The following is a 26,016-nucleotide window of genomic DNA, read 5'->3' as shown; positions in this document are numbered from 1 at the left end:
GAAGATGTCGCCTGCGCGGCGCGTAATTTCTGACGGGCGTCACGCGAAGGCACCGCCCGCGCCACGGCTGTATGCAAATGAATCGCGAGTATTGCGTGGGCGTGGGTAAAAGAATGTAAAACCAGGCCTAGCGGGGGCGGGGCAGTGCGCGCAGAAGCCGTCGGTGTAGCCAGCGCCGGGCCAACGGCATTCCTCCCGCAGCGAGACCGGTGGCGAATGCGAGCAGGAGTGGACGGTTGGCCGGTTCCAGCAGGCGCAGGGCCCAAGGCTCTGCGCGGGCAGCGCTACGCAGCCGTTGGCGCGCCACGCTCAGTGAATCCGGCTTCTCGCGAGCCATCCGAGTCCACCGGCAAATAGCAGCAGGATCCCGCCAGTGACCACCAGCGAGGCGACGGGTCCTAAGAGCTCGCTCAGCCAGCGCTCGAAACCCCATGCGATCAAGAGCAGACCCGCAAGCAGCAGGCAGGCGGCCACCAGGCTAAGCCACAGGGCCACGCCGAGGCGCAGCGCGGAAACGCGCAGTGCCTGGCCTTCCAGGTGCAGCAGGTCAAGCAGTGACAGCAACCACTCGGTGAGGTAGTTCAGCGTCGCCCCCCGAGATCGAGCAGCTTGGCGAGCACGAAGCCGATGCCGAATGACACGAGCAGGCTGGTCATCGGGCGTTCGCCAATCTGCTGTTCGAAGGCATCGTAATACTCGCGCCCTTGTTCGCCCGCGCGATTGGCTTGCTGTTTCAATCGCTCACGTGCTTCGGCCACCCCGGCCTTGGCCTGATCGCGGGCGGTACCTGCGCGGTTCACGGCCAGATCCTTGAGGGCATGGGTCAGTTCGGCGACGTCCGCGCGGAGTTTGCTCAAATCCTCGCGGATGGCATTCATTTCATCCTTGGGTGTATCGGCCATGGTGTTGCCTCCTGCATGATGGCGGAGCCGTGGCGCCGGCGGGCTGCCGTCGATGGAGCTCCGCTGCAATAACCCTGCAGAGCGTAGCGCAATGTCGGTGGGATGGGAACGGGGTTCTAACCGACTGTCGCATAGGCATTCAGCGATGCGCCCTCACTGCCGAACAACTGCTCAGGCGTTCCCTGTATGCCAATGCGACCGCGTTCCAGCACATAGATATGATCCATGTGCCGCAGAGCGCGGGGACGGTGCGTGATCAGCAGCACGCTACGTCCCTGCATGGCGGTCTGGATGGCTTCGAGCACATGTCCCTCGGAGTGTGCGTCTAGACCTTCGGTGGGCTCGTCGAGCAGCAGCAGTGGGGCGTCCTTGAGCAGCGCCCGGGCGATGGCCACGCGGCGGGCCTGTCCGCCGGACAGCCTTTCGCCAGCCTCGCCCACGAAGGTATCGTAGCCGCTCGGGAAACGCATGATCTCGTCGTGGATACGGGCCTGTTTCGCCGCCTCGATCATCTGCGACTCGTCGGCATCGGAGCGTGCGAGCATCAGGTTCGCGCGGATGGTGGTGTTGAACAGGTGGGTGTGTTGGGACACGACGGCGCAGTAGCGTCGCAAATCCTCGCCGGCATATTCGCGCAGTTCGCGCCCATCCAGCGTGATGCTGCCCGCCTGATAATCCCAGAAACGCAGCAGCAGGTTGAGCACGGAGGTCTTGCCCGAACCGGTGGCGCCGATCAGGGCCACGCGCCGGCCTGCGGGTAGCTCTAGATCGAGGCCGTCCAGCGCCCAGGGCGCATCGTCTGCATAGCGCATGCGCACACCGGAGAAACGCAGCTCGGGGCGGGTGGGCGGCACAGCGGGCGTGGGCGGGTCTGCGACCTGCGGTTCGGCGTCGACGATCTCGAAGACGCGCCGCGCCGCGGCGAGCGTCTCGCCGAGGCTCTGGAAGGCGGCGGGCAGTCCGTTGACGGTTTCGAAGCTGGCCATCACGAACAACGCGATCATGGCGAGATCGGGACCGTCGATCTCGTGCGCTGCCACCATCGGGCCGGCGATCAGCACGGCGAACCACAGCGACAGCTGAGTCGTCAGTCCGGTCGTGGCGGCCGCAGCCCCGGCGATGCGGCTCAGTTGTCGCTGCGGCCCGATCAGGTCGTGACTCAGCCTGCTCACGCGTTCCTGCTGGCGTCCGGAGGCGCCGTAGACGCGCAGTTCGCCGAGTCCCTGCACACCGTCGACCACGGTCGACCTCAGCAGGCTGCGCACCTCGACGGCGTTCCGCCCGGGGCGGCGCCCGGCGCGCTGGGCGAGCAAGGGCAGGACCGCTCCAGCGAGGGCCAGACCGGCCAGATCGATCAAGGCGATCCGCATGCTGAACAGGGCCATGAAGCCGAACAGCAGGGCCGTGCCCACGACGGCAGCGGCCGTGGGTGCGAGTACGCGCAGATAAAAATTGTCCAGGGTGTCGATATCGGCACGGATACGACTGAGCAGATCGCCGCCACGGTAATACTGGATGCGGGCCGGCGCCAGCGGCTCCAGGTGCTCGTAGAACCAGACGCGCAGGCGCGCCAGCAGGCGCAGGGTCGCTTCGTGGGTGATCAGTCGCTCCAGATAGCGCCCACCGGTGCGCAGGATCGCGAGGCCGCGGATTCCGGCGGCGGGGGTGAAGTAGTCCATGCTCACATGCGCCAGCCCGGCCACGGCCATCGCCGTGATGAACCAGCCGGAAAGCGCCAGCAGGCCGATGTTCGCCAGGGCGACGACCAGGCTCAGCGCGATGCCGCCGGCCATCCAGCGGCGGTAGGGCACGAACAGGGACAGCAGGCGGCGGAGATCGTTCAAGCGGCGGCCCCCCGGTATGCCCGGCATAGGTCGGCGTACAGCCCGTCGATCCGCATCAGCTCGTCGTGACTGCCGCTCTCGGCCAGGCGGCCGGCATTCATGACCAGGATGCGGTCCGCGCGTCGGACGGTATCGAGACGATGGGCGATGCTCAGTACGGTACGGCCCTGCGCCAGCCGCTCGACTGCGGCCGTGACCAGCCGCTCGCTGTCCGGATCCAGGCTTGCGGTGGGTTCGTCGAGCACGAGCAGTGGCGCATTCTTGAGAAATGCGCGGGCGAGGGCGATGCGCTGGATCTGGCCGCCGGAAAGCCCCTGCCCACGATCGCCGAGCAGGGTGCCGTAGCCCTGAGGTAAATCGCGGATGAAGTCGTCCGCATGGGCGTTCGCTGCCGCTTCGCGTATGCGGTCCATGTCCGCTTCGATGTCGCCGAGGCGGATATTGTCGAGCACGCTGCCGTGGAACAGCGTGGGCTTCTGCGGTACCCAGGCCAGCCTGCGCAGCCATGCCTGCGGGTCGATTTCGTCCAGCGGTATGCCGTTGACCAGGATGTTTCCGCCGGTCGGATGCAAAAAGCCCAGCACGAGTTGGATGAGCGTGCTTTTCCCCGCCCCGCTGGGGCCGACGACGGCGAGTCTTTCGCCGGCCTGCAGTGCGAAGTCGAGCCCGTGCAGTACGGGGGTGTCGGAGGTATAGGCGAAGTCGACGGCGGCGAAGCGCAGCGCCACGGGCTGTTCGGGTGGCAGCACGGTGTAGCTGCCACCCGCGGGCGATACGGTGCTCGGACGGGTTTCCATCAGTTCGACCATGCGCTCGGCGGCGCCGATGGCTTCCATGCGCGCGTGGTACTGGGTGCCCATGTTGCGCAGTGGCAGGTAGAACTCGGGCGCGAGGAGCAGCACGAACAGACCCGGCAAGTAGTGGATGTCACCGAAGAGCAGGCGAAAGCCGATGAAGACCGCCACCATCGCGATGCTGAGGGTGGCGAGGAATTCGAGTACGAGCGAGGAGAGGAAGGCAACCCGCAGTACGGCCATGGTGCTCTTGCGGTATTCGTCCGAAATGCGCGCGATGATCTCGGATTCGGCGCGACTGGCGTTGAACAGCTTCAGGGTGGTCAGACCCTCGATCATGTCGAGAAAATGGGCGCTCATGCGTGCCAGACGCCGCCATTGGCGCTGGTTCAGGCGCTCGGCGCCCTTGCCGATGAGAATCATGAAGGCGGGGATCAACGGAGCGGTGATCAGCATGATCAGGCCGGAGAGCCAGTCGGCGGGAAACACGAACACCAGGATCGACAGGGGGACCAGTGCGGCCAGGGCCGATTGCGGTAGATAGAGCGCGTAGTACTTCTCCAGTGACTCGACGCCGTCGACCAGGGTGTTGGCCAGTTCCCCGCTGCGCTGGCTGCGGGTCCAGGCCGGCCCCAGTGCCTCGATCTGCGCGTACAGCATGTCGCGCATGGCCGGTTTGATGCGGGCGGCAACGGCGAAGGCGGTACGTTCGCTTGCCACCGCAGTCAGCGCGCGCAACGCGAAGACGCCGAGCATGCCGGCGAGCAGGGTGGCCACGCTTTCGAGTGCCTGTCCGCGGATCGCCAGGGCATCGACCACACGGGCGAGCAGCCAGGCCTGCAGCACGATCAACAGGCCGCCGAACAATCCGATGGCGGCATTCAGGCTGACCGGCAGTCTGACCTGCGCCGCATGGCTGCGGAGCCAGCGGTCAATGGCCTTGCCGGCCTCGCGGGAACGTGGGGCTTGGGCGTCTGTCATGGGTTGGGTTTCGTTGTATCAGCTCGATTGTCGCTGAAGTTGGTATTTCTGCATGCGGTAGCGCAGGGTTTCCCGAGTAGTACGCAGCGCCCTGGCCGTTGCCGAGACATTGTAATCGTGCAGTTCCAAGGCGGCTTCGATCACGCGCCGATCGATGTCGTCCAGGGTGAGGCTGCCGTCCAGCGGCAGCCTGATGCTCATTTCGGTCGCGGATTCGGTGACGGGAGCGGTCTCGCCGGTCGCGGTCTGATCGAGCTGTAGCCAATGGGCCGAGAGGCTGTCGCCCTCGCTCAGCAGTACGCTGCGTTCGATCGCGTTGCGCAGCTCGCGCACGTTCCCAGGCCAGCGGTAGGCCTTCAGTTTGTCCATGATCGTCGAGGGTATTTCGCGAATTCGGCGCCCGGCCTTGGCATTGAATTCGGCGACGAAGGCGGGCACGAGTTCGTCGAGATCCTCGGCGCGCGAACGCAGCGGGGGCAGTGCGATGCGAAAGACGCTCAGTCGATGGTAGAGGTCGGCACGAAAACGGCCGATGCGGACCTGTTCTTCGAGATTGCGGTGTGTGGCCGCAATCACCTGGACGTCGATGCTGATTTCGCGGTCGCCACCCAGCCGACGGATGCGGCGTTCCTCGATCGCCATCAGCAGTTTCGCCTGCAGGTCGGGATCGAGTTCCCCGATCTCGTCGAGAAACAAGGTGCCTCCGTCGGCCTGTTCGAACAGCCCGCGGCGGCGGCTGCGCGCACCGGTAAAGGCACCGGCCTCGTGCCCGAACAATTCTGATTCCAAGAGCTCCCGCGGCAAGGCGGCGCAGTTGAGCTGCACCATGGGACCATCTGCGCGTGCGCCTGTGTGGTGCAGAATGCGGGCAGCCAATCCCTTGCCAGTGCCGGTTTCACCCGTGATTAGCAAGGTGCTGAAAGGAGCCCGGGAAAGTCGTCTGAGCAGTGCTCGGACCTCGCGATTAGCCGGGCTGTTGCCGTACATCGCCTCGGGTGTGTAGCGCGCCGAGCCCGCCTGTTGCTGTTGGTCGAGCCGGCGCTGCGCCCTGGCGCTGCGTGCGGCGCCGGCAATGATGAGATCGAGGCGATCGCGGTCGCAAGGTTTTTCGAGGAATTCGTGTGCGCCGAGGTGTAACGCGCGCACCGAATCCGGCACGCTGCCGTAACCGGTCAACAGCACCCATTCGGAGTGGATGCCGGCATTTCTGGCCGCTTCCAGCAGGTCGAGGCCGTTGCCATCGGGCAGGCTCATGTCGGAGAGCACGACCAGCGGGTCGAGCTGGTTGTCGAACAGATAGCGGCGCGCCTCGCCTGCCGTGCTGGCCAGGGTGACTTCCCACTGCTGGCGCTGGAAATGGCGGGCCAATTCGCTGCCGAGTAGGGTTTCGTCCTCGATGATCAGAAGATTATCCGACATGGACAGCAGGAACGTGACGATTGAGTAAGGACGGCATTATCCGCCTTGTGGGGATCGCTGTGGGGTTTGTCCGGTACCGTTTCGGGTCGCAGTCTCGCAGGGTAGCACGAGGCGTGCGCGGGCTCCGCCTTCGCTGCGGTTGCTCAACTGGAGTTGACCGCCGCACTCGGCCGCGAAGCGCCTTGCAGTGGCGAGCCCGAGCCCGGTGCCGGCCGGCTTGTCGGAGGCGAAGGGACGCGGTCCGGTGCGTAGCAGTGCGGCGGGAAATCCAGGACCATCATCATCGATGGTAATGACGATCTGCCTTTCTTGGATGCGTGCGTCCACCAGCACCCGCTGCGTCTGTTTGCTGGTGGATGCTTCGCAGGCATTGCTGAGCAGGTTGAGCAGGGTATGGCGGAAGGCGCTTTCGGGGAGCAGACAGCGCATGTATTCCTCGGCTTCGATCATCACGCGCAGTTCGGAGCCGTAGCGAAAGCGCAGCAGGGTGCCCAGGCCGCGCAGGGTCTCGCCGATGTCCACGGCACGTGCCGGTTCGGGACGGTGGCGTGCACGTGAGAGATGACTGTTGAGGGTCGCGACCAGGCGGTCTATTTCGCTCCCGATCAGCGTGATACGCTCGCGGAATTCGCCCTCGGGGGATTCGGTTTCGAGGTTGCTGAGGGCCATGCGGATTCCGGCCAGGGGATTGCGCAGGTCATGGGCAAGGCTGGCCGCGACCTCGCCGGCGGCGGCCAGGCGCTCGGCGCGTGTCAGTGCGGCCTGGGTCAGGAAGAGCGAACGGGTGGCCTCGTCGATGGCATCGGAAAGCGCCTGTTCGCGCAGCGCATGCTGATCCTCAAGCAGACGGAGGCGGGCGACGAGTTGGTTGTAGCTCGAAAAAAGCGGGCGCAGGACGGGGGCAACCCCGGTTTCGTCGAGCGGCCGGTACTCGCGATCCGCGAGTGCGGTCAGCAGGTCGGCAAGCCGGCTCAGCGGGGAAACGAGCCGGCCCTGGAGTGCGCTGAGCAGGGCGATGACGAGCAGCGGGAAGGCGGTCAGCAGGGCGAGGGCCAATTGCAATGCGTGACCGGCATCTGTGCTGACAAGCTTGAGCATGGGTACGCGCGCCTGGTCCTCCTCGGCAGCGGCCGTATGCAGCATGCTGAGTGTGACCGCCAGGGCATCGGGTGATGTGTGTGGCTTGCTTGTCAATGCATGCAGGGCGCTACTAAGGCGCGAGGTGGTTGCCGGCGACAGCCATGCATGTTGTATGGACAGCTTACGCAATCGGTTTTCCAGTCGGGCCGGCGGTTGGAGGCCTTGTGCTGCGTCGAGCCTGAGTTCGGTGGTGATCTGCTGCAGGGTGGCGAGGTTCTGTGCCTGCTGGTACAGCGGGTCGAAGCGGGTCAAGCCGTGATGGATCAGAAACACCAGTATCGCCATGGCGCAGACGAACAGCGTGGTCGACAGGGTCACCGGCAGCCAGAGTGGCTGCATGACGAGTCGTCTGAGAGCATGGCTGGGGCTGCGAATGAACATGAATCGGTATTTGGGTTGCACGGAGGTCAGGCGGGATAACCCGGTGACAGCCGGCAGCGGCGGGAGTTCCCGCGGCCAGTCTTTGTGCGCTGGGAGGGGACGGGGAAACGGCTTCATGAGTGCGGCGGCTTTGCACCTGTCCGGGAGGGTTTCAGTGCGAGCCAGAGCAATACGGCAAAGCTCAGCCCAAAAACCACAGCGGCGAATGCGATCAAGGGACTGGGTAGGCCGAAGATGCTTGCGACCAAGATCGTGCCGAGCAATGGGCCGGACAGGAATGTCAGTGGCAGAGTGAGAGGCTTGAGTCGTCTTATCAAATGGTGCTGGCCATTGGATGTGTCGGCAGAAACCCGGAAATGTTCATGCGGTTTAGGTGCGGACATTTAGTTCGTGCTCTTGAGGCGACCGGCCGGCAAATGCCGGTCGGTCGATGCGGGACGCGGCTTAGTGTGCGTACGCAGCCAGTTTGTTGATGCGCGCGCGGAACACCCAGAACTGATACCAGTTGTACATCAGCATGACCGGGATGAAGCCACCTACTGCCAGGGTGAAGGCGACCAGCGAATTGGACGGGTTGGCACCGTCATACAACGTCCAGGTGCCGGGGACCAGCCAGGGGTATAGCGTCGCCATCATGCCGCCCCACATCAGAACGATGGTGGCGGAGAGCCAGAGCATGGCGCGCATGTCGTGACGCTGCGCCGATGCCAGGCGCATCTTGATGGCAGCGAAGACGATCACCGCACCGAGCAGCCACCATACCCACCAGTGCGGTCCGGTCCATTTGGCTGCCGCCCAGGGGAACGCGACCCAGCTCCAGACCAGGGTGATGACAACGGCGGCCAGCGCAAGCCAGAAGCTGCCGGCAACCCAATGTCCGGCGTGGTCGTAGACCTGGCAGCGTCGTTCGAAGCGGGCACGCAGATACAATCCGCCGGCCAGCGAGGCGGCAACGACGGCTGCAACCCCGGTCCACAGGCTGAACGCGCTGATGAAGCGCAGGCCGCTGCCGGTGTAGGTGGGGATGCCGGAGGCCGTATCCGTCAGCGGGAAGCCCTGCAGCGTGGCGCCGAGCGCCACACCAGCGAAAAAGGTGGCGACGAGGCTGCCCAGGCCGAATCCCCAGTCCCAAAAGTGCTGGCTGCTACTCGAATGCACGCGGAACTCAAGTGCCACGGCGCGCATCATGATGCCGAGTAAGGCAAACATCAGGGGAATCATCAGGTAGTGGAAGGCAGAACCGTACACCAGCGGGAAGCTGCCGAAAATGATGCCGCCGGCTACCACCAGCCAGGTTTCGTTAGCGTCCCAGGTGCCCGCCATCGAGGCCATGATGGCGCCGCGTTCATCCTCGTCCTGCACGAACAGAGAGAAGATGCCGGCACCGAGATCGGCACCGTCCAGGATGATGTAAAGCATGAAACTCAGGCCAAGAGCGATCCACCAGATGAAGGACAGCTCGTTTTGGATCGTGGATAGGGTTTCCATAACTCGACTCCGTATTTACTACGAGGGCAGATTCAGTAGGCCGGCCGGACGTATTCCGGGCTGTCCTCTTCGTGCGGCGGTTCCAGATGGCCGAGGTGCTCATGGCCTTCCGTGATGACGGGGCTGTCCATGTCGGGGCCTTTGCGGACGACCTTGGCGAAGAAATACCAAGCGCCGGCCCAGACAATGATTTCGAATAACATGAAGCCGATCAGCCAGATAATCTCGGCGCCCACGCTCATCTTGCTGACGCCCTCGGATGTCCGCATCAGGCCGTAGACGACCCAGGGCTGGCGCGCGATCTCGCGCGTCCACCAGCCGGTCCAGACGGCGGCATAAGGCAGGAACGAGCTGAATACGAGAACCCGCAGAAACCCGCTATGCGACAGCGCATTGGATGCCGTGAGGCGCCCCCTGAGTGCCAGGTACGCTCCCCACAGGGCGACGAAGAAGAGGAAGAAGCCGATCGCCACCATGATGCGGAAGGCATAGAAGGGAAGCAGTACGGGCGGTCGGTCGGCTGGTTTGAATTGATCCAGACCGGTTACCTTGCCGTTTAGGGTATGGGTTTCCAGCAGACTCAGTACATGCGGAAGGGTAATGGCGAAGTCGTTCTTGCCTGCAGCATCGTTGGGCCAGGCAATGACATGCCAGCCGCTGTTGACCGTGCCGTTGGGATTGTAGGTATGGTAGTGCCCTTCCATGGCGGCCAATGCCGCGGGTTGGGCCTGTGCAACAACGCGTCCGAGCCCATCGCCTAGATATATCTGCAACGGAGCGACGATCAACAGCGATACGAGCGAATATTTCAGCGAGCGCTGGAACAATGCCGCATGGCGGTTCTTGAGCATGAACCAGGCAGATATGCCTGCGACGAAGAACAGGGCCAGCTCAAGGGCTGCGATCCACATGTGCGGGAACGCCAGCAGGAAATCCGGATTGAGAATGGCCTTGAACCAGTTGTCGACGACGAAGATGCCGTGCTTGAGCGTCACGCCGGTGGGGGTCTGCATCCAGGAGTTGGCAACCAGTATCCACATCGCGGACAGGCTGGATGACAACATGACGTTGAAGGTGGAAAACAGATGCATGCGTTTGCCGATCTTGCCCCAGCCAAAGATCATCAGCCCGACGAAACCGGCCTCGTACATGAAGGCGGTGATGGTTTCGTAGCCGAGGATGTTGCCAAAGAAGGGGCCGGCCGCCTGCGAGAAGGGTCCGTACAGGATACCGAAGGCCATTTCCATGGTGACGCCGGTGGCCACGCCTGCTCCGAAATTGATGATGAAGAGTTTTTCGAAGAAGCGGGTCAGCCGGTACCAGTGTTCCTCATTCGTCCTGACCCAACGCCATTCGGAGATGAAAAGTAGCAGCGAAAGGCCGATCGTCAGCGGTGGATACAGAATGTGCATGCTGGTGATCCAGGCAAAATCCAGCCTGCTCAGCAGAACCGAAAGCGAATTTTCGACCATTGATTACGACCCCATGCCGTGAAATGTGTCGGAGGGAGAGCAATGGTCGTGCCATGGCTGTAACCGCGCAGTGATGCGGTTTCAATGGCATGCGAGAGAGGATGTGGTGGTGGATATCCACCGTGACGGTTGATATCCACCACCGGGCATTGGCGGGATCAGACCAGCGGAAGGCCTGTCATCTGCAATAGATGGTCGCCGATCAGCGCCGCGTAGAGGATGAAGAGGTAGCTGATGGATGCCGCGAATACGCGGCGTGCGTATTGATCCATCTCGATGCTTACCGGCATGCGTTTGAGGCGGATCGTCAACCCCGTGTACCAAATGCCGCTGGCCGCAGCGGCCAGGGTGTAGAGTAGACCGGCTCCGAACAGCGCGGGCGTGAGGCTGACAGCCAGCGTGGCCACGGCATACTTGACGATTTCCGCGCGCGTGCGTTCGACACCGTGTGTGACCGGCAGCATCGGAATGCAGGCCTTGGCGTAGTCCTCGCGGAAATACAGGGCCAGCGGCCAGAAGTGGGCGGGCGTCCAGACGAAGATCAGCAGTACCAGGAGGATGGGCATGGCTGCGATCGGGGCGCCTACCGCAGCCCAGCCGATCAGCGGGGGCAATGCCCCGGCGAGCCCGCCCCATACGATGTTCCACGGCGTGCTCGGCTTCAGATACAGGGTGTAGATCACGCCATAGCCGACGGTACCAAAAAGAGTCAGAACCAAGGTGGTGGCGTTGGTCCAGAGCGCCAGCACGGTCACCGCGCCGCCGAACAGCATTAAGGCGTAGAGCATTGCCCAGCCGCGGGTGATGCGGCCGTTGACCAGGGGCCGGCGACGGGTGCGCCGCATATGCTGGTCGAGCGAGGGTTCCACCAGCTGGTTGAGCACACCGCCTGCGCCGCCGGCCAGCGCGATGCCGACAAGACCGGCCAGCGCTCCGCTCCAGTGACGCCAGAATTGGGGCGCAAGGAGTTCCCCGACGATGGCGGTGAAGACCAGCAACGAGACGACCCGGGCCTTGGCCAGGGTCAGCAAGTCACGTATCAGGCTCGGTGTGGCGCCGGGGGCGCCGGCTTGTTGATTACTGTTGAGTTCTATTTCATTCATGGGGTCGATGTCGGCAGGCGGGCGCATGTGCATGCCATGCGCCGTCCGTGATTACAGGGGCAGTACCGCGGTCACCATCGCCATTGCAGGACAATTGCACTGGTGATCAGCAATACCATCATTTGGTGAAAGGCGACGACGGCGCCCGGATTCTTCGGTTTCAGGTTGACGGCGTGGAATAGGAAGAACCCCACGGCGGCCTGGAAAACAGCGAGGCCGAAAGCCACAGGATAGGCGGAGCTGAGCCAGCCCAGCGTGCCCAGCACCAGCATCGCGGCAAAACCGTGTACGACGAAAATCCAGTGCGCGGTCTTGCGCGGGTGCAAGAAGGGCTCGATCGCCTGGCCGAATCCGCGCTGGCCGGTCACCATGCCACCCATGAAAATCGTGAACAGCAGGGCATGTAGGGCAACGGTCTTGCTGATGAACGGGAAGACGTCGATGCCGGGGTAGTTCAGACCGACGAGATAGTTGAGAAACACCAGGTACGCGAGCAAGCCATGAGTGCCGTGCACGAAGGCCGGAGCCTTGCCGGCGAGCACATAGAGCGTGCCCATGCCGAACAGCGCGGTAATCACGATCAAACCGAGGCCGGTGAAGGTCATCTTGTCCGGATGCAGCGCGGCCAGCGCTACGGCAGTCAGACCGACTGCCGTGGCGAGTACGCGATGTGCGGCTTCAGGATCGCCGCGCAACATCAGGACGACGATGTTGCGTGTGTAGGGCCAGCGGGTGCCCAGCGAGAGCCCGTAGCCGAATCCTTCCACTATGCTTCCGAGCAGGATCAGCGCAATTGCAAAAATCACCTCGGACATCATCAGGCCACTGACCAGGGCTTCCTTGCCCGGGAGGGGGCTGGTCAGCCCCTTCCAGAGCCCGAGGAGTATGGCTAGCAGCACAATGCTGCCGATGCCGAGCCCGATGATGCGTACCGTGAGGGTCATTTCCCCCTCGACGACATGTTTCTGCTCGGCGGAGGGGGGGGTATCGCTCGGATTGCTCATGGGTATTGTTCCATCGGTTAAAAACCGACGAGTTTACAACCAGTCCGCGCTTTTACCCTAGCCCCGGAATCATGGTCCGCATATGCAGCGTGTAGAACATCCACACGGTCAGTCCCACTGCCATGATGAACAGTGGAACGGTCAGCACAAGCGCTACGGTATGCCAGATCTGGGTCTCGGAAAGGTCGAGATGGAACAGGAAGTAGAGCTGAACCAGAATCACGATCAGGGCGATGAACGTGATCAGCACGCTCAGGCCGAGCGGAGACATGGCATGTCCCTTCACCAGTCCGAGAGACAGGATCATCATGGCCAGGGCGAAAACGTAGCCGATCAGATAGCTGCGCGTGCTGGCCAGCTTGACCTCGGGATGATCGAGTGGATTGTCGTGTCCGTGAGACATCAGAGCACCCCCTTCAGATAAACGAACGTGAACACGCACACCCAGATGATGGCCTGGAAGTGCCAGAACAGCCTGAGGTTGAGCAGCCGGTAGACGACGTTCTGGGTGAAGCCTTCGCGCGCCACCTGGATCAGCATGATGGCCATCCAGAGCAGGCCGAAGACCATGTGCAGACCGTGGGTCAGCACCATCGTCCAGTAGGCCGACAGGAAACCGCTGCGCTGCGGAATTGCGCCGGCGGCCAGCAGGTCGGCGAACTCCTTGTATTCCATGCCTAGGAAAACAAGGCCCAGGACGAAGGCAACCAGCAGCCAGGTGGTGACACCGCTGCGGTTACCGCGCTTGAGCGCAGCCATGCCGAGGCCATAGGCGAAAACGCTGGTGAGCACCACGACGGTTTCCCACATGGCATAGATCGGATGGACGATATCGGTGATGGTAGGGCCACCCGCGGCATTGCGCACGTAGACACCGTATGCGGCGAACAGGGCCGCGAAGATCATGGCGTCGCTCAGCATGTACAGCCAGAAGCCGAACGTGCGGGTGGAAATGGGATCGTGACCATGGTCCTCGTAATCCCACAGTACGGCAGTACGCGGATCGACGGACTCGGCAGCGTGTGAACTCATTGTCGATAACTCCTAGCGAATAAGGTTTGGATCGGGAGCCCGCCCCGGCAGGCGCGCAGGCCAGCCGGGACGTCCAGTCCTTCAATCAGTCGCCTTGATGCTTCTTCGTCGGCGCCTGGGGTGCAGCGTAGACGCCGCCGGCGGCGCCACCTGCTGCGGGTGCATCGCCTTCGATCTTGCTCGCCCGCTCCAGGAACTCCTTCTCCATCTTCTCCACTTCGGCGGCAGGGATGATGTAATCCGTATCCTTGTCGAACGAGCGGTAGATGATGACGACGATGATGCCGATCACGCTGATCGCGGCCAGCCACCAGATGCGCCAGACCATGGCGAAACCGAAGGCCAGCGACAGGAGCCCGAGGATCAGCGGCACCGCTGTATTCTTCGGCATGTGGATGTCGAGATAGCGGTCGGGACGCAGGCTGGTCAGGCCGTGCTCACGGCGCCAGGCCCATTCGTCACGCGCATGCACCACCGGGGTGACGGCGAAGTTGTAGAAGGGTACCGGCGAGTGAGAGGCCCATTCCAGGCTTCTCGACGTGCCCCAGGCATCCGCACCCACGCGGTTCTTCTCGCGGTCGCGCAGGCTGACAGCGAGCTGTATGACAAACATCGCAATGGAAATGGCATACAGGCCGATGCCGATCATTTCTGCGGTCAACAGCGGCTGCCAGGCCGGGTGGCTGATGTAGTCGAGACGACGAGTCATACCCATGAAGCCCAGGGTATACATTGGTATGAAGACCATCAGCGTGCCGGCGGTGAAGAACCAGAAGAACCACTTGCCCCAGCGTTCGTCAAGCTTGAAGCCGAAGACCTTCGGGAACCAGTAGCTCACAGCACCGAACGCCGCATAGACGATCAGCAGGAACATGTTGTGGAAGTGCGCAATGACGAACACGCTGTTGTGCACGATGTAGTTGACTGCGGGTACCGATAGCATCATGCCGGTCAGGCCGCCCGAGATCAGCAGGAAGATCGAGCCGATCGCCCACATCATCGGGGTGTCGAAGCGCATCCGTGCGCGGTACATCGTGAATGCCCAGTTGAACACCTTCACGCCGGTGGGAATACCCACGAGCATGGTCGCGATACTGAAGTAGGCGTTGACATTCGGACCTGCGCCCATGGTGAAGAAGTGGTGCAGCCACACACTCCAGGACACTGCGGCTATGGCCATGGAGGCGATGACCATGGTGACGTAGCCGAACAAGGGCTTCTCGGAAAACGTCGGGATGATTTCCGACAGCATGCCGAAGGCCGGCAACACCACGAAGTACACTTCCGGGTGACCCCAGATCCAGAACAGGTTGGTGTACATCATCAGGTCGCCACCCAGGCCCACGGTGAAGAAGTGTGTGCCGAGGTAGCGGTCGAAGGTCAGCAGGGCCAGCGTCACGCCCAGGACCGGGAATGAGGTCAGGGCGATGATGTTGGAAGCCATCGAGGTCCAGGTGAACACCGGGATACGGCCCCAGGTCATCCCGGGCGCGCGCATCTTGACGATGGTCGCGATCAGGTTGATGGCGCCCATGGTGGTGCCGATACTGCCTATCTGAATGGACCATATCCAGTAGTCCACGCCGACGCCGGGACTGTATGGCAACTCAGTCAACGGGGCGAGACCGACCCAACCCGCGTGCGAGAAGTCGCCCACGAACAGCGCGATCATTACCAGGGCTGCGCTGACCACGGTCAGCCATAGGCCGAGCGCGTTCAGGTATGGGTAGGCCATGTCACGCGCACCGATCTGCAGCGGCACGACGATATTCATGATGCCGACCAGGATGGGTGTGGCCGCCACCAGGATCATGATCATACCGTGGGCGGTGAACACCTGGTCGAAATGATAGGGCGGCAGGTAGCCGTGCGCCGCACCCAACATGCCGGGCGAATCGGGCCCAACCGCGATCGCTTGTTGCGAACGGATCATCAGGGCATCGAAAAAGCCGCGGAACAGCATCACCAGACCGACCAGGATATACATGACGCCGATCTTCTTGTGATCGACGGTGGTCAGCCATTCACGCCAGAGGTAGCCCCATTTGCGGGCACAGGTTGCCCAGAACACGAGGATTACGCCGACGACAACCGACAGTTCAAAGGCGAAGAAGAGGACCGGGTTGTTGTAGTGAACCTCGAGCAGCAAGCCCAGGCGCCCGAATATCGGGTTCCATGGTCCTTGTAGGTCGACAAGCATTACGGTGATCCTCCTGACTTAGTTGGAGTGCTTTAGGAATTCTTCTGACTGCATGTTTTCAGTCAGCGCATTCGGTGTCGGATAGACCTTGCCCATCCTCGCGGCCTTGATGACATCTTCGAAGATGCCGGGCTGCACAGCGGAGAAATAGGTGGTCTTCTGACCGATGTTCACCGTCGGACGGGCGAATTTTTCGAAGTCGGCGTAAGTCATGTGGGTGGCGCTCTGCTGAGCCTTGGCGACCCAGTCCTGGAACTGGGACTGGCTCACCGCCTTGGTCTTGAACTGCATCCACGAGAAACCTCCGCCGCTCAGGGCCGCGGAGAAGCCGTGGTAGACACCTTCATGTTCGGCGAGGAGGCTTTGCTTCGTGCGCATGCCCGGCATGATGTAGATCTGGCCGACGAGCTGCGGGATGAAGAAGCCGTTGGTTACCGAGGTGGAGGTCAGTCTGAAGTCCACCTTGGTGTGAGTCGGTATCACCAGCTCGTTGGCGCTGGCGATATGCTGCTTAGGATAGATGAACAACCACTGCCAGTCCGTCGTGATGACGTCGACTTCCAGCGGGTCGGCGTTTGCCTGGGTATGTTTGGCCAGGATGGTCGGGTTGTAGGGATTCACTTCGTGGATGCCTACATAGGAGTAGTAGCCCAACACCGCCACGATCAGAATCGGTACGCCCCAAACGATAACTTCGAGTATGTTGGAATGACTCCAGGTCGGGTCGTAGGCTGCTTTGGCCTTGGCGCGGTATCGCAGCAGGAACCAGATCACCATGAGCGTCGTCGGAATGATGATGACGAGCATGATCGAAACGTCGAGGATCATGTAATGCAATTCAGCAGCGCTGATGGGGCCTTTGGGATTGAGCAGCCAGAAGTGCTCTGTACTACACCCTCCCAGAAACAGGAGCGGTAACAACGCCATGAAGCGGAGTGCTCTCGGGAACTTCATTCGAGACATCTTTTGATCCTCTCTCCCTGCACGAGTGAATTTAGGGATGCAACGCATTGATCTTTTGATCTTGGTCAGTGTCGAATCCGACGTGTGCGCGACAATCTTCCTTGGCCGCTTTAGTTCTTGCTAAACGACTAGCGGTGCATCCTGCCTATAAAACAATCAGGCCCGCAGGTGCGGGTCTGGCGCTCACTTAGATTCGGCAACCCCTTGCGGGGTTTTATCGAATATAGTTCTACGCTTATAAGTACGATATATATACTTATCCTAATATTGTAATATAGCTTCGTCAGGATTTCACCAACCATGTAAAAATTATTGTTATTGGCCCCTGCGCCATACGCGGAGCCTGTTTAACATGCCCAATAATTTGATTTGTCTAGCGTATGTGGCCAGTTATAGCCAATAAATCAGTGCTGTGGGTGGGCAAGCTGAGTCGTAGTGTCGGGTGATCAGCCGGGCAGACGGGGGGCAGGGTGCGACATCTTGTCGCGCGAGTGGTGGATATCAAGCGCAAGCACATGTTGAAGATGGGCGATTGTCGGTAGATTGAGGTTGCTGACGGCAGCTTTTTCGAACTCTGAACCCAATTTGTGCATGTCGTTAGTGCGTTGTAGATACCAGGCCGCCTGACGTAGCGATTTACGTGAGTCCCAGGCTTGTGGCCATTCTGCATAGGCGGCGACTGCTGAGTCGTATGCCCTGATCATGTTTTGCCCGTTGGGTCGTATGAGCCACTGCGTATCGTTGATGGCTGCGTCGACCGCACGGGCAGCATCTTTCCACAATGGGGTCCCATGAGAGGCTGCCTCGATTGCAGTTCGGACATGCTGCCGAAGATCGGCAGTGGGAAATACATGTGCGGTGATTTCAATTTCTGCAGTCAGTTGGGCTATCTGGCTGGAAGCCTGCCGCCAGTGTCCTTTTTTTGCGTGTTCTTGCCCTAGGTGCGCGGTTTGTAATAGTTGTTCACGGGCAGATCGGTCCGCCTTCGGTATGGAAAGGTGCTGGATACTGGCGATCAATCCAATCCATGTTCTGGCATTGAATGCTGGCGACTGGGCTTGAATTTCTTCAGCTACGGACACGATACGGTCGCGTAAGCCCGCGAGTGTGGGTGGAGTGGCCATCTGCAGTAAGTGGCCATTAGCATCGGCAAGTGCGATTCGCAGGCGCAATGTGTCATGGCGTTTCGCGGCTCTGCGTGCAGAAAGAAGATCGTGATATACCAAAATATCAATATCGATCAGGTGGTTGCTGAAGCCGGGGATCAGATAGTGGCTGCGATCGAAACGCCGATCAGATTGGGCCGATACGCCGTCGGTTGTGGGGGCTGCGTGGACGCAGCCCATCCAGCTGCTGAGCAGCATGCCGAGTACCGCCATCAACAAGGATATCTTGTTGTGCTGATTGAGGAAGCTACGTATGCGGCGCAGGCGGTTGGGGTTCAGGGGCATCATTGCCTGTCTAGTTGTTATCGTATGCAGGGCACAGATCTATCGAGCGGAATGTAGGACCGTACAAAACACGGAAAATTCCGGCTGCCTGTGAACAAGGTGTTTCTGGCGGGCCTAGGTCTCAGACTCGGCTAGAGCAGAGTGTGGGTATCTGCTGCGAACATAATCGGTGACAAGCGCCTGAAACTCCTCTGCAATATGTTCGCCCTTGAGCGTGACGGTTTTCTCGCCGTCTACGTAAACCGGCGCCACTGGGGTTTCCCCGGTGCCGGGCAGGCTAATGCCGATATTCGCATGCCGGCTTTCACCAGGGCCGTTGACCACACAGCCCATGACCGCTACGGTCATGGACTCAACGCCCGGATGTCGGTCGCGCCAGATAGGCATCTGTGTGCGTAGGTACGCCTGAATCGATTCGGCGAGTTCCTGGAAGTAACTGCTGGATGTGCGGCCGCAGCCGGGGCAGGCGACAACGCGCGGAGAGAAGGCGCGCAAGCCTAGAGACTGCAGGATTTCCTGCGCAACGATGACTTCCTCGGTTCGCGACGCGCCAGGGGCGGGTGTCAGAGAGATGCGAATGGTGTCACCCACGCCTTCACCCAGGAGGATGGATAGCGCTGCGGTGGAGGCTACGATGCCCTTGGTGCCCATCCCAGCCTCGGTCAGTCCTAGGTGTAGGGGGTAGTCGCAGCGATCTGCAAGATCACGGTATGCGCGAATCAGATCTGGCACGCCTGAAAGCTTGCAAGAGAGGACGACCCGGTCGTGTGGCAGCCCTATTTCCTCTGCCCGGGCCGCGCTTTCCAGTGCTGATGCGATCAGCGCTTGATGGGTCACCATCTCAAGTGGCAACGGGCGAGCCAGATGTGCATTTTCATCCAGTTTTCTGGCCAGGAGATCTTGGTCTAGGGATCCCCAATTGACCCCAATCCGCACAGGTTTCTCGTACTGGCAGGCGAGTTCGATCATTTGCGCGAACTGGCTATCGCGTTTGTTGCCTCGGCCCACGTTTCCCGGATTGATGCGGTATTTTGCGAGGGCGCTGGCGCATTCGGGGTATTTCCCCAGTAGCTTATGCCCATTGAAGTGGAAGTCACCCACCAACGGGACGTCGATGCCCATTTTATCCAGACGTTCGCGGATTTCGGGTACAGCAGCGGCAGCCTCCTCGGTGTTGACCGTGATCCTGACCAGTTCAGAACCAGCACGGGCGAGCTCGGCTACCTGGATTGAGGTCCGAATCGGATCAGCCGTATCCGTGTTGGTCATAGACTGGACCACGACGGGGGCGTCGCCCCCGACAGTGACATGTCCTATGCGGACGGGCGTGGTACGGCGTCGGGCGGAGAATGTCTGCATGAATCCAGCTCGAGTGTTGTGAAACAGGCGGCATTCTAACGCTTTCAGAGGCGATCTCGCAGTTCGACACGTGGGTAAGTCCCCGCTGGTCGGGCGTGTGTAGCGTTCCGTCGGTCATGGCGATCCGTCCTCCCGCCACGGTCGATAGTCTTGTACATTATCAATACTTTGCCAGAATGCCGGCATCATGCCGGAACGTGGGTGAATGTTATGAGCCAATCACGACCTGAAAACGTCGTCGCTATCGGCACTCAGCGGGCACGCTTGGATGCCGCAGTTCGCGGTCAATTGGTTTCAAGGATCCGTGGACAGGTCCGCGAAGGTCTGACGCAACGTCTTCACGTGATGCTCGAGCAGATCGACGATTCCTTATTTGCACGCGCGGACCGGGCGGATAGCAATCAGTTGCAGACCGCCTATTTCGATGCCATGCGCGAGATTCGGCTCAAAAGACCGACACTTGAGTCGGATTTCTCTGCACTCGTACTCAAGCACTTCGACCAGGGATTACAGCAACGTCCGGTACCGGCGTCGTCAGGGCGTGGGCATGCCACCATCGAAGATGCGTTAAGCTTGGTCGAAACTGACGAACTGGAAGAAAAGCTAGCCATCGACGCTATGGTGACGAAGGCTAAGCGATTGTATGCAGAATCCCTCTTTCTGCTTGGGCAGCGGCTGGCCGCTATGGCAGGTACGCCTGCACCTACTGTCGATGAAGAAATGGCCATCGGGCCTGAAGTGATCTGTGCGGCGTTTCAGGAAGCTTCTTCCTCGCTCCAGGTCGATATACAGATTCGTCTCTTGTTGTACAAACTATTCGATCACGATGTGATCAACGATTTGGGCGAGTTCTATGCCGGCGTCGATCTGATTCTGCGCGAGGCAGGTATCCTGCCAACATTGACTGCAGCTGATGCGATGCCCGCCGCACATCGCGCTCGGAGAAATGGTGGTCCACGTACGGGACAGGCAGCCGATGAGCGGGGAGGTGTAAACGAGGCGGCGGATGACATAACACAGGCGTTACGCCAATTTCTATACGGCCCTGAACCGGTAGCGCCTGGCTTCAGTGGGGCTCATATGCCTGGTGTCTCTACACCTGCGGGAGGGTTCGTACCAGGAGGTGGGGCTGCTCAGCTTACCGTTCCTGTGGTCCAGGCATTGTCTAGGCTGCAGCAAACTGGTAGCGAAAATTATCAGATTGCAGGTGGGCTTTCGATCGACCCGACGGCACTAAAGCGGGGATTGTCCGAGGGCAGCTTTGCCGGGGGTATCGTACCGGTACATCCATTGGAAGAGCGGACCATTGATGTGGTGGCTATGTTGTTCGACTTCCTTTTCGAAGATCCGGATCTGCCTGGTCAGATCAAAAACGCCGTGGCCCGTCTGCAGATCCCGGTGCTTAAGGTCGCACTCATTGATCCGGAATTTTTCGGTCGCAAGCAGCACCCTGTACGGCGCTTACTCAATCAATTGGCGCATGCCGGCATTGGTTGGTCTCCTGAGGCAGACGATCCTGCGGATGGGTTATTGCAATGCATCGATCATTTGGTCGGACGAGTCGTCAATGAATTTGAGGACAACGTACAGATTTTCTCTGAGGTGCTTGAAGATTTCGAGGCTTGGCTTGGCGAGACCGAGCAGCGTTCATCGGAGCGTGAGGAAGAAGCGGTCGATGAGGCTCTACAGGAGGAAAATCGTTTGCTCGCCAAGTCTGCGGCGGCGGCGGCGATCGACAGCACCATTGCCGATGCGGAGTTACCAGAGTCGGTGAGGTCATTCCTGATCGGCCCATGGAAGGACCTTCTGGCACGTGCCTATCGGGCGGATGGCGGGGAATCGCCGACTTGGGATCGGGTTTTGAATGTCGCTTCCACGCTCGTTTGGAGCCTGATGCCGAAAAACACGGACGTTGCGCGCCGTCAGTTACTCGACACCCTTCCCAGCCTGCTTCGGGCGCTGCGAGAAGGGATGGATCGGATGCGAATGACTGCGGACACTCGCGATGGCTTGCTATCCAGCCTTGCCGTGGAGCATACCCGCCTGGCTAGGACGCCCAAAGAAGTACCCAAACCTCAGGAATTCGCGCAGTCATCGCATTCGAATGCCTCGGTTATGACGACGGAAGTAGAGACGGAGGACGCGACTCACGACGCGAAGTCTTTCATGGCTAAGAAGGCGGCCGAGATCAATCGAATGATCGATGAGGGCCGGTTTCTGGGGGGAGCGGGTGTTTCGACTCTGAACGACGAAGGTCCGTATGACCAACATTATGAACGAGCGGAGTCGTTGGGGGAGGGGGCATGGCTCGATTGGCGGGACCAGAAGGGCTGCGAACAGCGTATTAAACTGTCTTGGAAGAGCGTGATCAGCGGAAAGTATTTTTTTGTGAACCGCCAGGGTATGAAGATAGTGGAAATGAACGCCCACGCTCTCGCTGGCGAATTGCGTGATGGGCGTGCTCGTATCATCGAAGACGCACCTATGGTGGATCGTGCACTCCTCTCCGTTCTCGATACCTTGCAGCAAGGTGTGTAGGTGACGTTGGATCAGGCCGGGCAGGCGGGCCGTGGCAGTGTGTTTTCCTGGGCTATGTACGATTGGGCGAATTCGGCATTCGCCACGATTGTCATGGCCGGCTTTTTCCCCATATTTTTTCGCGATTTCTGGAGCAAAGGGCAAGCTTCAGACGTCATTACGTTTCATTTGGGTGCCGTCAATTCCTTTGCCAGTCTTTTCGTCGCAATCATTGCTCCCGTGCTAGGTGCGATTGCTGCGTATTTCGGCGCAACGTGACCGGTCATTTCGCTCGAACGTGACCGCCCGTTTCGGATCAACGTGACCGGCCATTTCGTTTGATCGTGACCGATTTCGGCTCTTTTTCCGAAATCGGCGGTCACGTTCCTCCGTCATCTCATCCAAGCCACTGGAATTCTTTCACTTATTCCGGCACAACCGCGCTCCTTTGCTCACTCAAGGAGACAGCGGTGCCGGCAGCGAGGATTCCAATGAAGCATGTCATCGAGGTGCTGCGCCTCAAATACGCAGCCCAACTCAGCCACGCGCAGATCAGCCGCGCCTGCGGCCTGTCCAAGGGCGCGGTCAACAAGTACGTCAACCTGGCCAGGGCTCAAGGCATCACCTGGCCGTTGCCTGCGGACATGGACGAGGCCGCCCTGGAGGCACGTCTGTTTCCCGCCAAGGCGCCCTCGAGCCGGTTCGTCGTCCCCGACGGCTTCCAGATCCATCAGGAACTCAAGCGCAAGGGCGTGACCCTGCAACTGCTCTGGGCCGAGTACTGCGCCGCGCACGGCGAGCGCGCGTACGCGTATACCCAGTTCTGTCACCATTACCGGCAGTGGCGAGAGCGGCAGAAGCGCAGCCTGCGCCAGCACCATCAGGCCGGGGAAAAGGTCTTCATCGATTACTGCGGGCCCACGGTCGACATCGTCGACCGTCACACCGGCGAGGTGCGTACCGCACAGATCTTTGTCGGCGTGCTCGGGGCCTCCAGCTACACCTATGTCGAGGCTACCTGGACCCAGTCGCTGCCCGACTGGATCGCCTCCCACCAGCGCATGCTGGGCTTCTTCGGCGGGGTGCCGGCGCTGCTGGTGCCGGACAACCTCAAGGCGGCGGTTCAGCGCGCCGAGCGCTACGCGCCGCAGCTCAACGCCACCTATGCCGAGATGGCGGCGCACTACGGCACCGCCGTGCTGCCGGCGCGGCCCTACAAGCCCAAGGACAAGGCCAAGGTCGAAGTGGCGGTGCAGGTGGTCGAGCGCTGGATCCTGGCGCGGCTGCGCCACCACCGCTTCTTCTCGCTGGCCGAGTTGAACCGGGCCATCGCCGCGCTGTTGCCTGAACTGAACGAGCGGCTCTTCCAGGGTCGCACCGAGAGCCGTCGCGACCTGTTCGAGAGCCTCGATCGGCCCGCGCTGCGCCCGCTGCCGGGCGAGGCTTACGTCTACGCCGAGTGGCGACGCGCCCGGCCCGGCATCGACTACCACGTCGAGGTCGACAAGCGCTGCTACAGCGTCCCGCATGCCCTGGTCGGCCAGGTGCTGGACCTGCGCATCACCGCCACCACGATCGAGGTGCTGCACCGGGGTCAGCGCGTGGCCCTGCATCCGCGCCACCACGGCCCGGGCCGCTACGTCACCGTCACCGAGCACATGCCCAAGACCCATCAGGTGCACCGTGACTGGTCACCCAAGCGCTTCCTGCGCTGGGCGAGCCAGATCGGCCCCAGCACGGCCGAGGTGGTACGCCGCCAGCTGACCGACCGGCCTCATCCGGAGCACGGCTACCGCGCCTGCCTGGGGCTGCTCAGCCTCGCTCGGCGTTACCGCCCGGCGCGCCTGGAGGCGGCCTGCGCTCGAGCCTTGGCCATCGACTCGGCCCGTTACCAGAGCGTCAAGTCGATCCTCGCCCGCGGCCTTGACCAACAGCCCCTCGATCAGAGCCCGGCCCAGGAGGCACTGCCCCTGCACGCCAATGTCCGCGGCGCCAACTACTATCACTGAGGAGCTCCACGCCATGCTCAATCAACAGACCCGCCAACAGCTGCGCACCCTCAACCTCACCGGCATGCTCGCCGCCCTCGAGCAACAACAGGGCCAACCCCAGACCCATGCGCTGTCCTTCGACGAGCGCCTCGCCCTGCTCATCGAGCACGAGGTGCTGCACCGCGAGAACCGACGCCTCACCCGCCTGCTCAAGGCCGCCCGCCTGCGCGTGCCGGCCTGCGTCGAGGACATCGACTACCACCACCGCCGGGGCCTGGAAAAGCCCCGCATGGCCCAACTGGCCAGCCTCGACTGGATACACCAGGCACTGAACCTGTGCCTCACCGGACCGACCGGCTGCGGCAAGACCTGGCTCGCCTGCGCACTGGGCAATCAGGCCTGCCGGCGCGGCCTGTCGGTGCGCTACCTGCGCCTGCCGGCGCTGTTCGAGCAGCTGCGCATCGCCCACGGCGACGGCTCCTACGTCCGGCTCATGGGCCAGCTCCTCAAAACCGACCTGCTGATCCTCGACGACTGGGGCATCCAAAAGCTCAACACCGCACAGCGCAACGACCTGATGGAAGTCATCGAGGATCGCCACGGCCGACGCTCCACCCTGATCGCCAGCCAGTTGCCTATCGAACACTGGCACGACTACCTCGGTGAAGCCACCCTGGCCGACGCTATCCTCGACCGCCTCCTGCACGGCTCACACCGACTCAACCTGACCGGCGAGTCCATGCGCAAGATCCAGGCTCCGGTTGACGGATCGTGACCGCTCAGGATAGAAAAACCACTCCAGTGCGCAACCAATGAGAGCAGCGGTCACGTTCACCGAAATCGGCGGTCACCTTCGACGAAATGCGCAATTGCAGATCGAGGACATGCAAAGAAAAAATTCCTGGCTGGATTTACAGTTCTGGGTGTGGTCTGTACAGCTGCGCTGTTTAAATTGGGCGGTGGCCGATGGCTGGCGGCTGCCACCTTATATGCGTGCGGCATCATAGGTTATATGGCGGCGAATATTTTTTACGACGCATTGCTGGTGAGTGTGGCACAACCACGGGAGTACGACCGGGTATCGTCCCTAGGTTATGGGTTGGGTTATCTTGGCGGAGGTGGGCTTTTCGCATTTTGCGTGGCCATGACGATTTGGCCACATACCTTCGGTTTTCAGCATGCGGCGGATGTTGTTCGCTGGTCTTTCCTTCTCGCGGCAATCTGGTGGAGTCTTTTTACCTTGCCGTTGCTTTTCCGTGTCACAGAAGTGCGGGCTACTTCTACCAGCGACGGGATACTGCATGTCGCTCAAGCAGGGTGGCGGCAGTTTGTGCAGACATTCAAAGAAATTCGCCGATTACGAGTGATCGGTGGTTTTCTGCTGGCTTACTGGCTGTATATCGATGGCGTCAACACTGTGATGCGCATGGCAGTCAACTACGCCATGTCGTTGGGTTTCAGCAGTCAGCAGCTTGTCGCTGCATTATTGCTGACGCAATTGATCGGAGTGCCCGCTGCAATTGGGTTCGGGTATCTGGGTGAACGTATCGGTACGCGGACTGCGATCATGCTCGGTATTGCCGTATATGCCGCTGCAACAATCTGGGCATCGCTAATGCACAGTACGTGGGAATTTTATGCTATCGCAGCCGTGATAGGCCTGGTTCAGGGCGGAGTGCAAAGTTTGAGTCGCGCGCTCTATGCGCGCTTGATACCTAAAGATAAATCCGGCGAGTTTTTTGGTTTTTACAACATGCTGGGCAAATTCGCCGCAGTAATCGGTCCGATGCTGATTGGATTGACCGCCGTCATGTTTCACGACCAGCGGGTTTCCATTCTTTCCATATTGATTCTTTTTATCCTTGGTGGATGGATTTTGTTGCGCCAACCTTTGCACGATGTAGGTGCAAACTGGTCAGACCGTGAGGTTCGAAAGCACCGTTTTGATGCGTGATTATTGAGCGTATTCAGTAAA

21 protein-coding genes are annotated in these 26,016 nt (G+C 60.9%); 5 read left to right on the top strand and 16 right to left on the bottom strand.

Annotated elements, in window-relative coordinates:
• Window positions 1–309 precede the first annotated feature (309 nt).
• The 16 genes from BJI67_RS08630 to ispG form a co-directional block, all read right to left on the bottom strand.
• Entirely contained in the window at window positions 310–564 is a 255-nt protein-coding gene (locus BJI67_RS08630) for a hypothetical protein (protein ID WP_070072685.1), read from the bottom strand.
• A gap of 17 nt (window positions 565–581) precedes the next feature.
• Window positions 582–902 carry a DUF883 family protein gene (locus BJI67_RS08625; protein WP_156782088.1) on the bottom strand — a complete coding sequence of 107 codons (321 nt, stop codon included), beginning with the start codon at window positions 900–902 and terminating at the stop codon, window positions 582–584.
• A 116-nt stretch (window positions 903–1,018) separates the two neighbouring features.
• A complete protein-coding gene (gene cydC, locus BJI67_RS08620; RefSeq protein WP_156782087.1) occupies window positions 1,019–2,746 on the bottom strand; it encodes a thiol reductant ABC exporter subunit CydC in 1,728 nt (575 codons plus the stop codon).
• Complete coding sequence (gene cydD / locus BJI67_RS08615) at window positions 2,743–4,521, bottom strand: thiol reductant ABC exporter subunit CydD (RefSeq protein ID WP_070072682.1); 1,779 nt, start codon at window positions 4,519–4,521, stop codon at window positions 2,743–2,745. Before cydD ends, cydC begins: the two co-directional genes overlap by 4 nt.
• Window positions 4,522–4,539: 18 nt before the next feature.
• Complete coding sequence (locus tag BJI67_RS08610) at window positions 4,540–5,940, bottom strand: sigma-54-dependent transcriptional regulator (RefSeq protein WP_070072681.1); 1,401 nt, start codon at window positions 5,938–5,940, stop codon at window positions 4,540–4,542.
• A 36-nt stretch (window positions 5,941–5,976) separates the two neighbouring features.
• Window positions 5,977–7,419 carry a sensor histidine kinase gene (locus BJI67_RS08605; RefSeq protein WP_070072680.1) on the bottom strand — a complete coding sequence of 481 codons (1,443 nt, stop codon included), beginning with the start codon at window positions 7,417–7,419 and terminating at the stop codon, window positions 5,977–5,979.
• A gap of 486 nt (window positions 7,420–7,905) precedes the next feature.
• Window positions 7,906–8,949 (bottom strand): cytochrome d ubiquinol oxidase subunit II, encoded by a 1,044-nt coding sequence (gene cydB / locus BJI67_RS08600; RefSeq protein ID WP_070072679.1) that lies wholly within the window; start codon window positions 8,947–8,949, stop codon window positions 7,906–7,908.
• A 32-nt stretch (window positions 8,950–8,981) separates the two neighbouring features.
• The gene (locus BJI67_RS08595; RefSeq protein ID WP_070072678.1) at window positions 8,982–10,421 is read right to left on the bottom strand and encodes a cytochrome ubiquinol oxidase subunit I; all 1,440 of its coding nucleotides are present in this window, start codon (window positions 10,419–10,421) and stop codon (window positions 8,982–8,984) included.
• 158 nt (window positions 10,422–10,579) lie between these two features.
• Window positions 10,580–11,557 (bottom strand): heme o synthase, encoded by a 978-nt coding sequence (locus tag BJI67_RS08590; RefSeq protein WP_231940825.1) that lies wholly within the window; start codon window positions 11,555–11,557, stop codon window positions 10,580–10,582.
• A 38-nt stretch (window positions 11,558–11,595) separates the two neighbouring features.
• On the bottom strand, window positions 11,596–12,528 hold the full coding sequence (locus tag BJI67_RS08585; RefSeq protein WP_070072677.1) for a COX15/CtaA family protein: 933 nt from the start codon (window positions 12,526–12,528) through the stop codon (window positions 11,596–11,598).
• Window positions 12,529–12,580: 52 nt separating this feature from the next.
• The gene (locus BJI67_RS08580; protein WP_070072676.1) at window positions 12,581–12,931 is read right to left on the bottom strand and encodes a cytochrome o ubiquinol oxidase subunit IV; all 351 of its coding nucleotides are present in this window, start codon (window positions 12,929–12,931) and stop codon (window positions 12,581–12,583) included.
• Window positions 12,931–13,560, bottom strand: coding sequence for a cytochrome c oxidase subunit 3 (locus tag BJI67_RS08575; RefSeq protein ID WP_070072675.1), 630 nt, complete (start codon window positions 13,558–13,560; stop codon window positions 12,931–12,933). Before BJI67_RS08575 ends, BJI67_RS08580 begins: the two co-directional genes overlap by 1 nt.
• Before the next feature lie 85 nt (window positions 13,561–13,645).
• Window positions 13,646–15,760, bottom strand: a complete 2,115-nt coding sequence (locus BJI67_RS08570; protein WP_070072674.1) for a cbb3-type cytochrome c oxidase subunit I — start codon at window positions 15,758–15,760, stop codon at window positions 13,646–13,648.
• Between the two features lie 18 nt (window positions 15,761–15,778).
• A complete protein-coding gene (locus tag BJI67_RS08565; RefSeq protein WP_197512922.1) occupies window positions 15,779–16,714 on the bottom strand; it encodes a ubiquinol oxidase subunit II in 936 nt (311 codons plus the stop codon).
• A 455-nt stretch (window positions 16,715–17,169) separates the two neighbouring features.
• The gene (locus BJI67_RS08560) at window positions 17,170–18,177 is read right to left on the bottom strand and encodes a hypothetical protein (protein WP_070072672.1); all 1,008 of its coding nucleotides are present in this window, start codon (window positions 18,175–18,177) and stop codon (window positions 17,170–17,172) included.
• A 111-nt stretch (window positions 18,178–18,288) separates the two neighbouring features.
• The gene (gene ispG / locus BJI67_RS08555) at window positions 18,289–19,533 is read right to left on the bottom strand and encodes a flavodoxin-dependent (E)-4-hydroxy-3-methylbut-2-enyl-diphosphate synthase (RefSeq protein ID WP_070072671.1); all 1,245 of its coding nucleotides are present in this window, start codon (window positions 19,531–19,533) and stop codon (window positions 18,289–18,291) included.
• A gap of 210 nt (window positions 19,534–19,743) precedes the next feature.
• Between ispG and BJI67_RS08550 the strand changes: the two genes are divergently transcribed.
• The 5 genes from BJI67_RS08550 to BJI67_RS08530 all read left to right on the top strand — a co-directional run bounded on the left by BJI67_RS08550 (window position 19,744) and on the right by BJI67_RS08530 (window position 25,995).
• Window positions 19,744–22,071, top strand: coding sequence for a DUF1631 domain-containing protein (locus BJI67_RS08550; RefSeq protein WP_083250768.1), 2,328 nt, complete (start codon window positions 19,744–19,746; stop codon window positions 22,069–22,071).
• Complete coding sequence (locus tag BJI67_RS08545; protein WP_070072669.1) at window positions 22,072–22,329, top strand: hypothetical protein; 258 nt, start codon at window positions 22,072–22,074, stop codon at window positions 22,327–22,329.
• 212 nt (window positions 22,330–22,541) lie between these two features.
• Complete coding sequence (gene istA, locus BJI67_RS08540) at window positions 22,542–24,059, top strand: IS21 family transposase (protein ID WP_070071328.1); 1,518 nt, start codon at window positions 22,542–22,544, stop codon at window positions 24,057–24,059.
• 13 nt (window positions 24,060–24,072) lie between these two features.
• A complete protein-coding gene (istB, locus tag BJI67_RS08535; protein ID WP_070071329.1) occupies window positions 24,073–24,816 on the top strand; it encodes an IS21-like element helper ATPase IstB in 744 nt (247 codons plus the stop codon).
• 9 nt (window positions 24,817–24,825) lie between these two features.
• Window positions 24,826–25,995, top strand: a complete 1,170-nt coding sequence (locus BJI67_RS08530) for an MFS transporter (RefSeq protein WP_083250767.1) — start codon at window positions 24,826–24,828, stop codon at window positions 25,993–25,995.
• Window positions 25,996–26,016: the final 21 nt, after the last annotated feature.

It is taken from the genome of Acidihalobacter aeolianus, from assembly GCF_001753165.1.
Taxonomy (GTDB): domain Bacteria; phylum Pseudomonadota; class Gammaproteobacteria; order DSM-5130; family Acidihalobacteraceae; genus Acidihalobacter; species Acidihalobacter aeolianus.
Note: the sequence above shows the minus strand (reverse complement) of the source record. Positions and strands in the feature narration are given on the sequence as shown.

Coding starts and splice junctions, on each gene's coding strand:
- cydD (WP_070072682.1), bottom strand. CDS start 4,521: ATGACAGACGCCCAAGCCCCACGTTCCCGCGAGGCCGGCAAGGCCATT.
- BJI67_RS08550 (WP_083250768.1), top strand. CDS start 19,744: ATGAGCCAATCACGACCTGAAAACGTCGTCGCTATCGGCACTCAGCGG.
- BJI67_RS08570 (WP_070072674.1), bottom strand. CDS start 15,760: ATGCTTGTCGACCTACAAGGACCATGGAACCCGATATTCGGGCGCCTG.
- BJI67_RS08575 (WP_070072675.1), bottom strand. CDS start 13,560: ATGAGTTCACACGCTGCCGAGTCCGTCGATCCGCGTACTGCCGTACTG.
- istB (WP_070071329.1), top strand. CDS start 24,073: ATGCTCAATCAACAGACCCGCCAACAGCTGCGCACCCTCAACCTCACC.
- BJI67_RS08560 (WP_070072672.1), bottom strand. CDS start 18,177: ATGATGCCCCTGAACCCCAACCGCCTGCGCCGCATACGTAGCTTCCTC.
- cydB (WP_070072679.1), bottom strand. CDS start 8,949: ATGGAAACCCTATCCACGATCCAAAACGAGCTGTCCTTCATCTGGTGG.
- BJI67_RS08585 (WP_070072677.1), bottom strand. CDS start 12,528: ATGAGCAATCCGAGCGATACCCCCCCCTCCGCCGAGCAGAAACATGTC.
- BJI67_RS08580 (WP_070072676.1), bottom strand. CDS start 12,931: ATGTCTCACGGACACGACAATCCACTCGATCATCCCGAGGTCAAGCTG.
- BJI67_RS08590 (WP_231940825.1), bottom strand. CDS start 11,557: ATGCACATGCGCCCGCCTGCCGACATCGACCCCATGAATGAAATAGAA.
- BJI67_RS08610 (WP_070072681.1), bottom strand. CDS start 5,940: ATGTCGGATAATCTTCTGATCATCGAGGACGAAACCCTACTCGGCAGC.
- ispG (WP_070072671.1), bottom strand. CDS start 19,533: ATGCAGACATTCTCCGCCCGACGCCGTACCACGCCCGTCCGCATAGGA.
- BJI67_RS08605 (WP_070072680.1), bottom strand. CDS start 7,419: ATGCAGCCACTCTGGCTGCCGGTGACCCTGTCGACCACGCTGTTCGTC.
- istA (WP_070071328.1), top strand. CDS start 22,542: ATGAAGCATGTCATCGAGGTGCTGCGCCTCAAATACGCAGCCCAACTC.
- BJI67_RS08565 (WP_197512922.1), bottom strand. CDS start 16,714: ATGAAGTTCCCGAGAGCACTCCGCTTCATGGCGTTGTTACCGCTCCTG.
- BJI67_RS08625 (WP_156782088.1), bottom strand. CDS start 902: ATGGCCGATACACCCAAGGATGAAATGAATGCCATCCGCGAGGATTTG.
- BJI67_RS08595 (WP_070072678.1), bottom strand. CDS start 10,421: ATGGTCGAAAATTCGCTTTCGGTTCTGCTGAGCAGGCTGGATTTTGCC.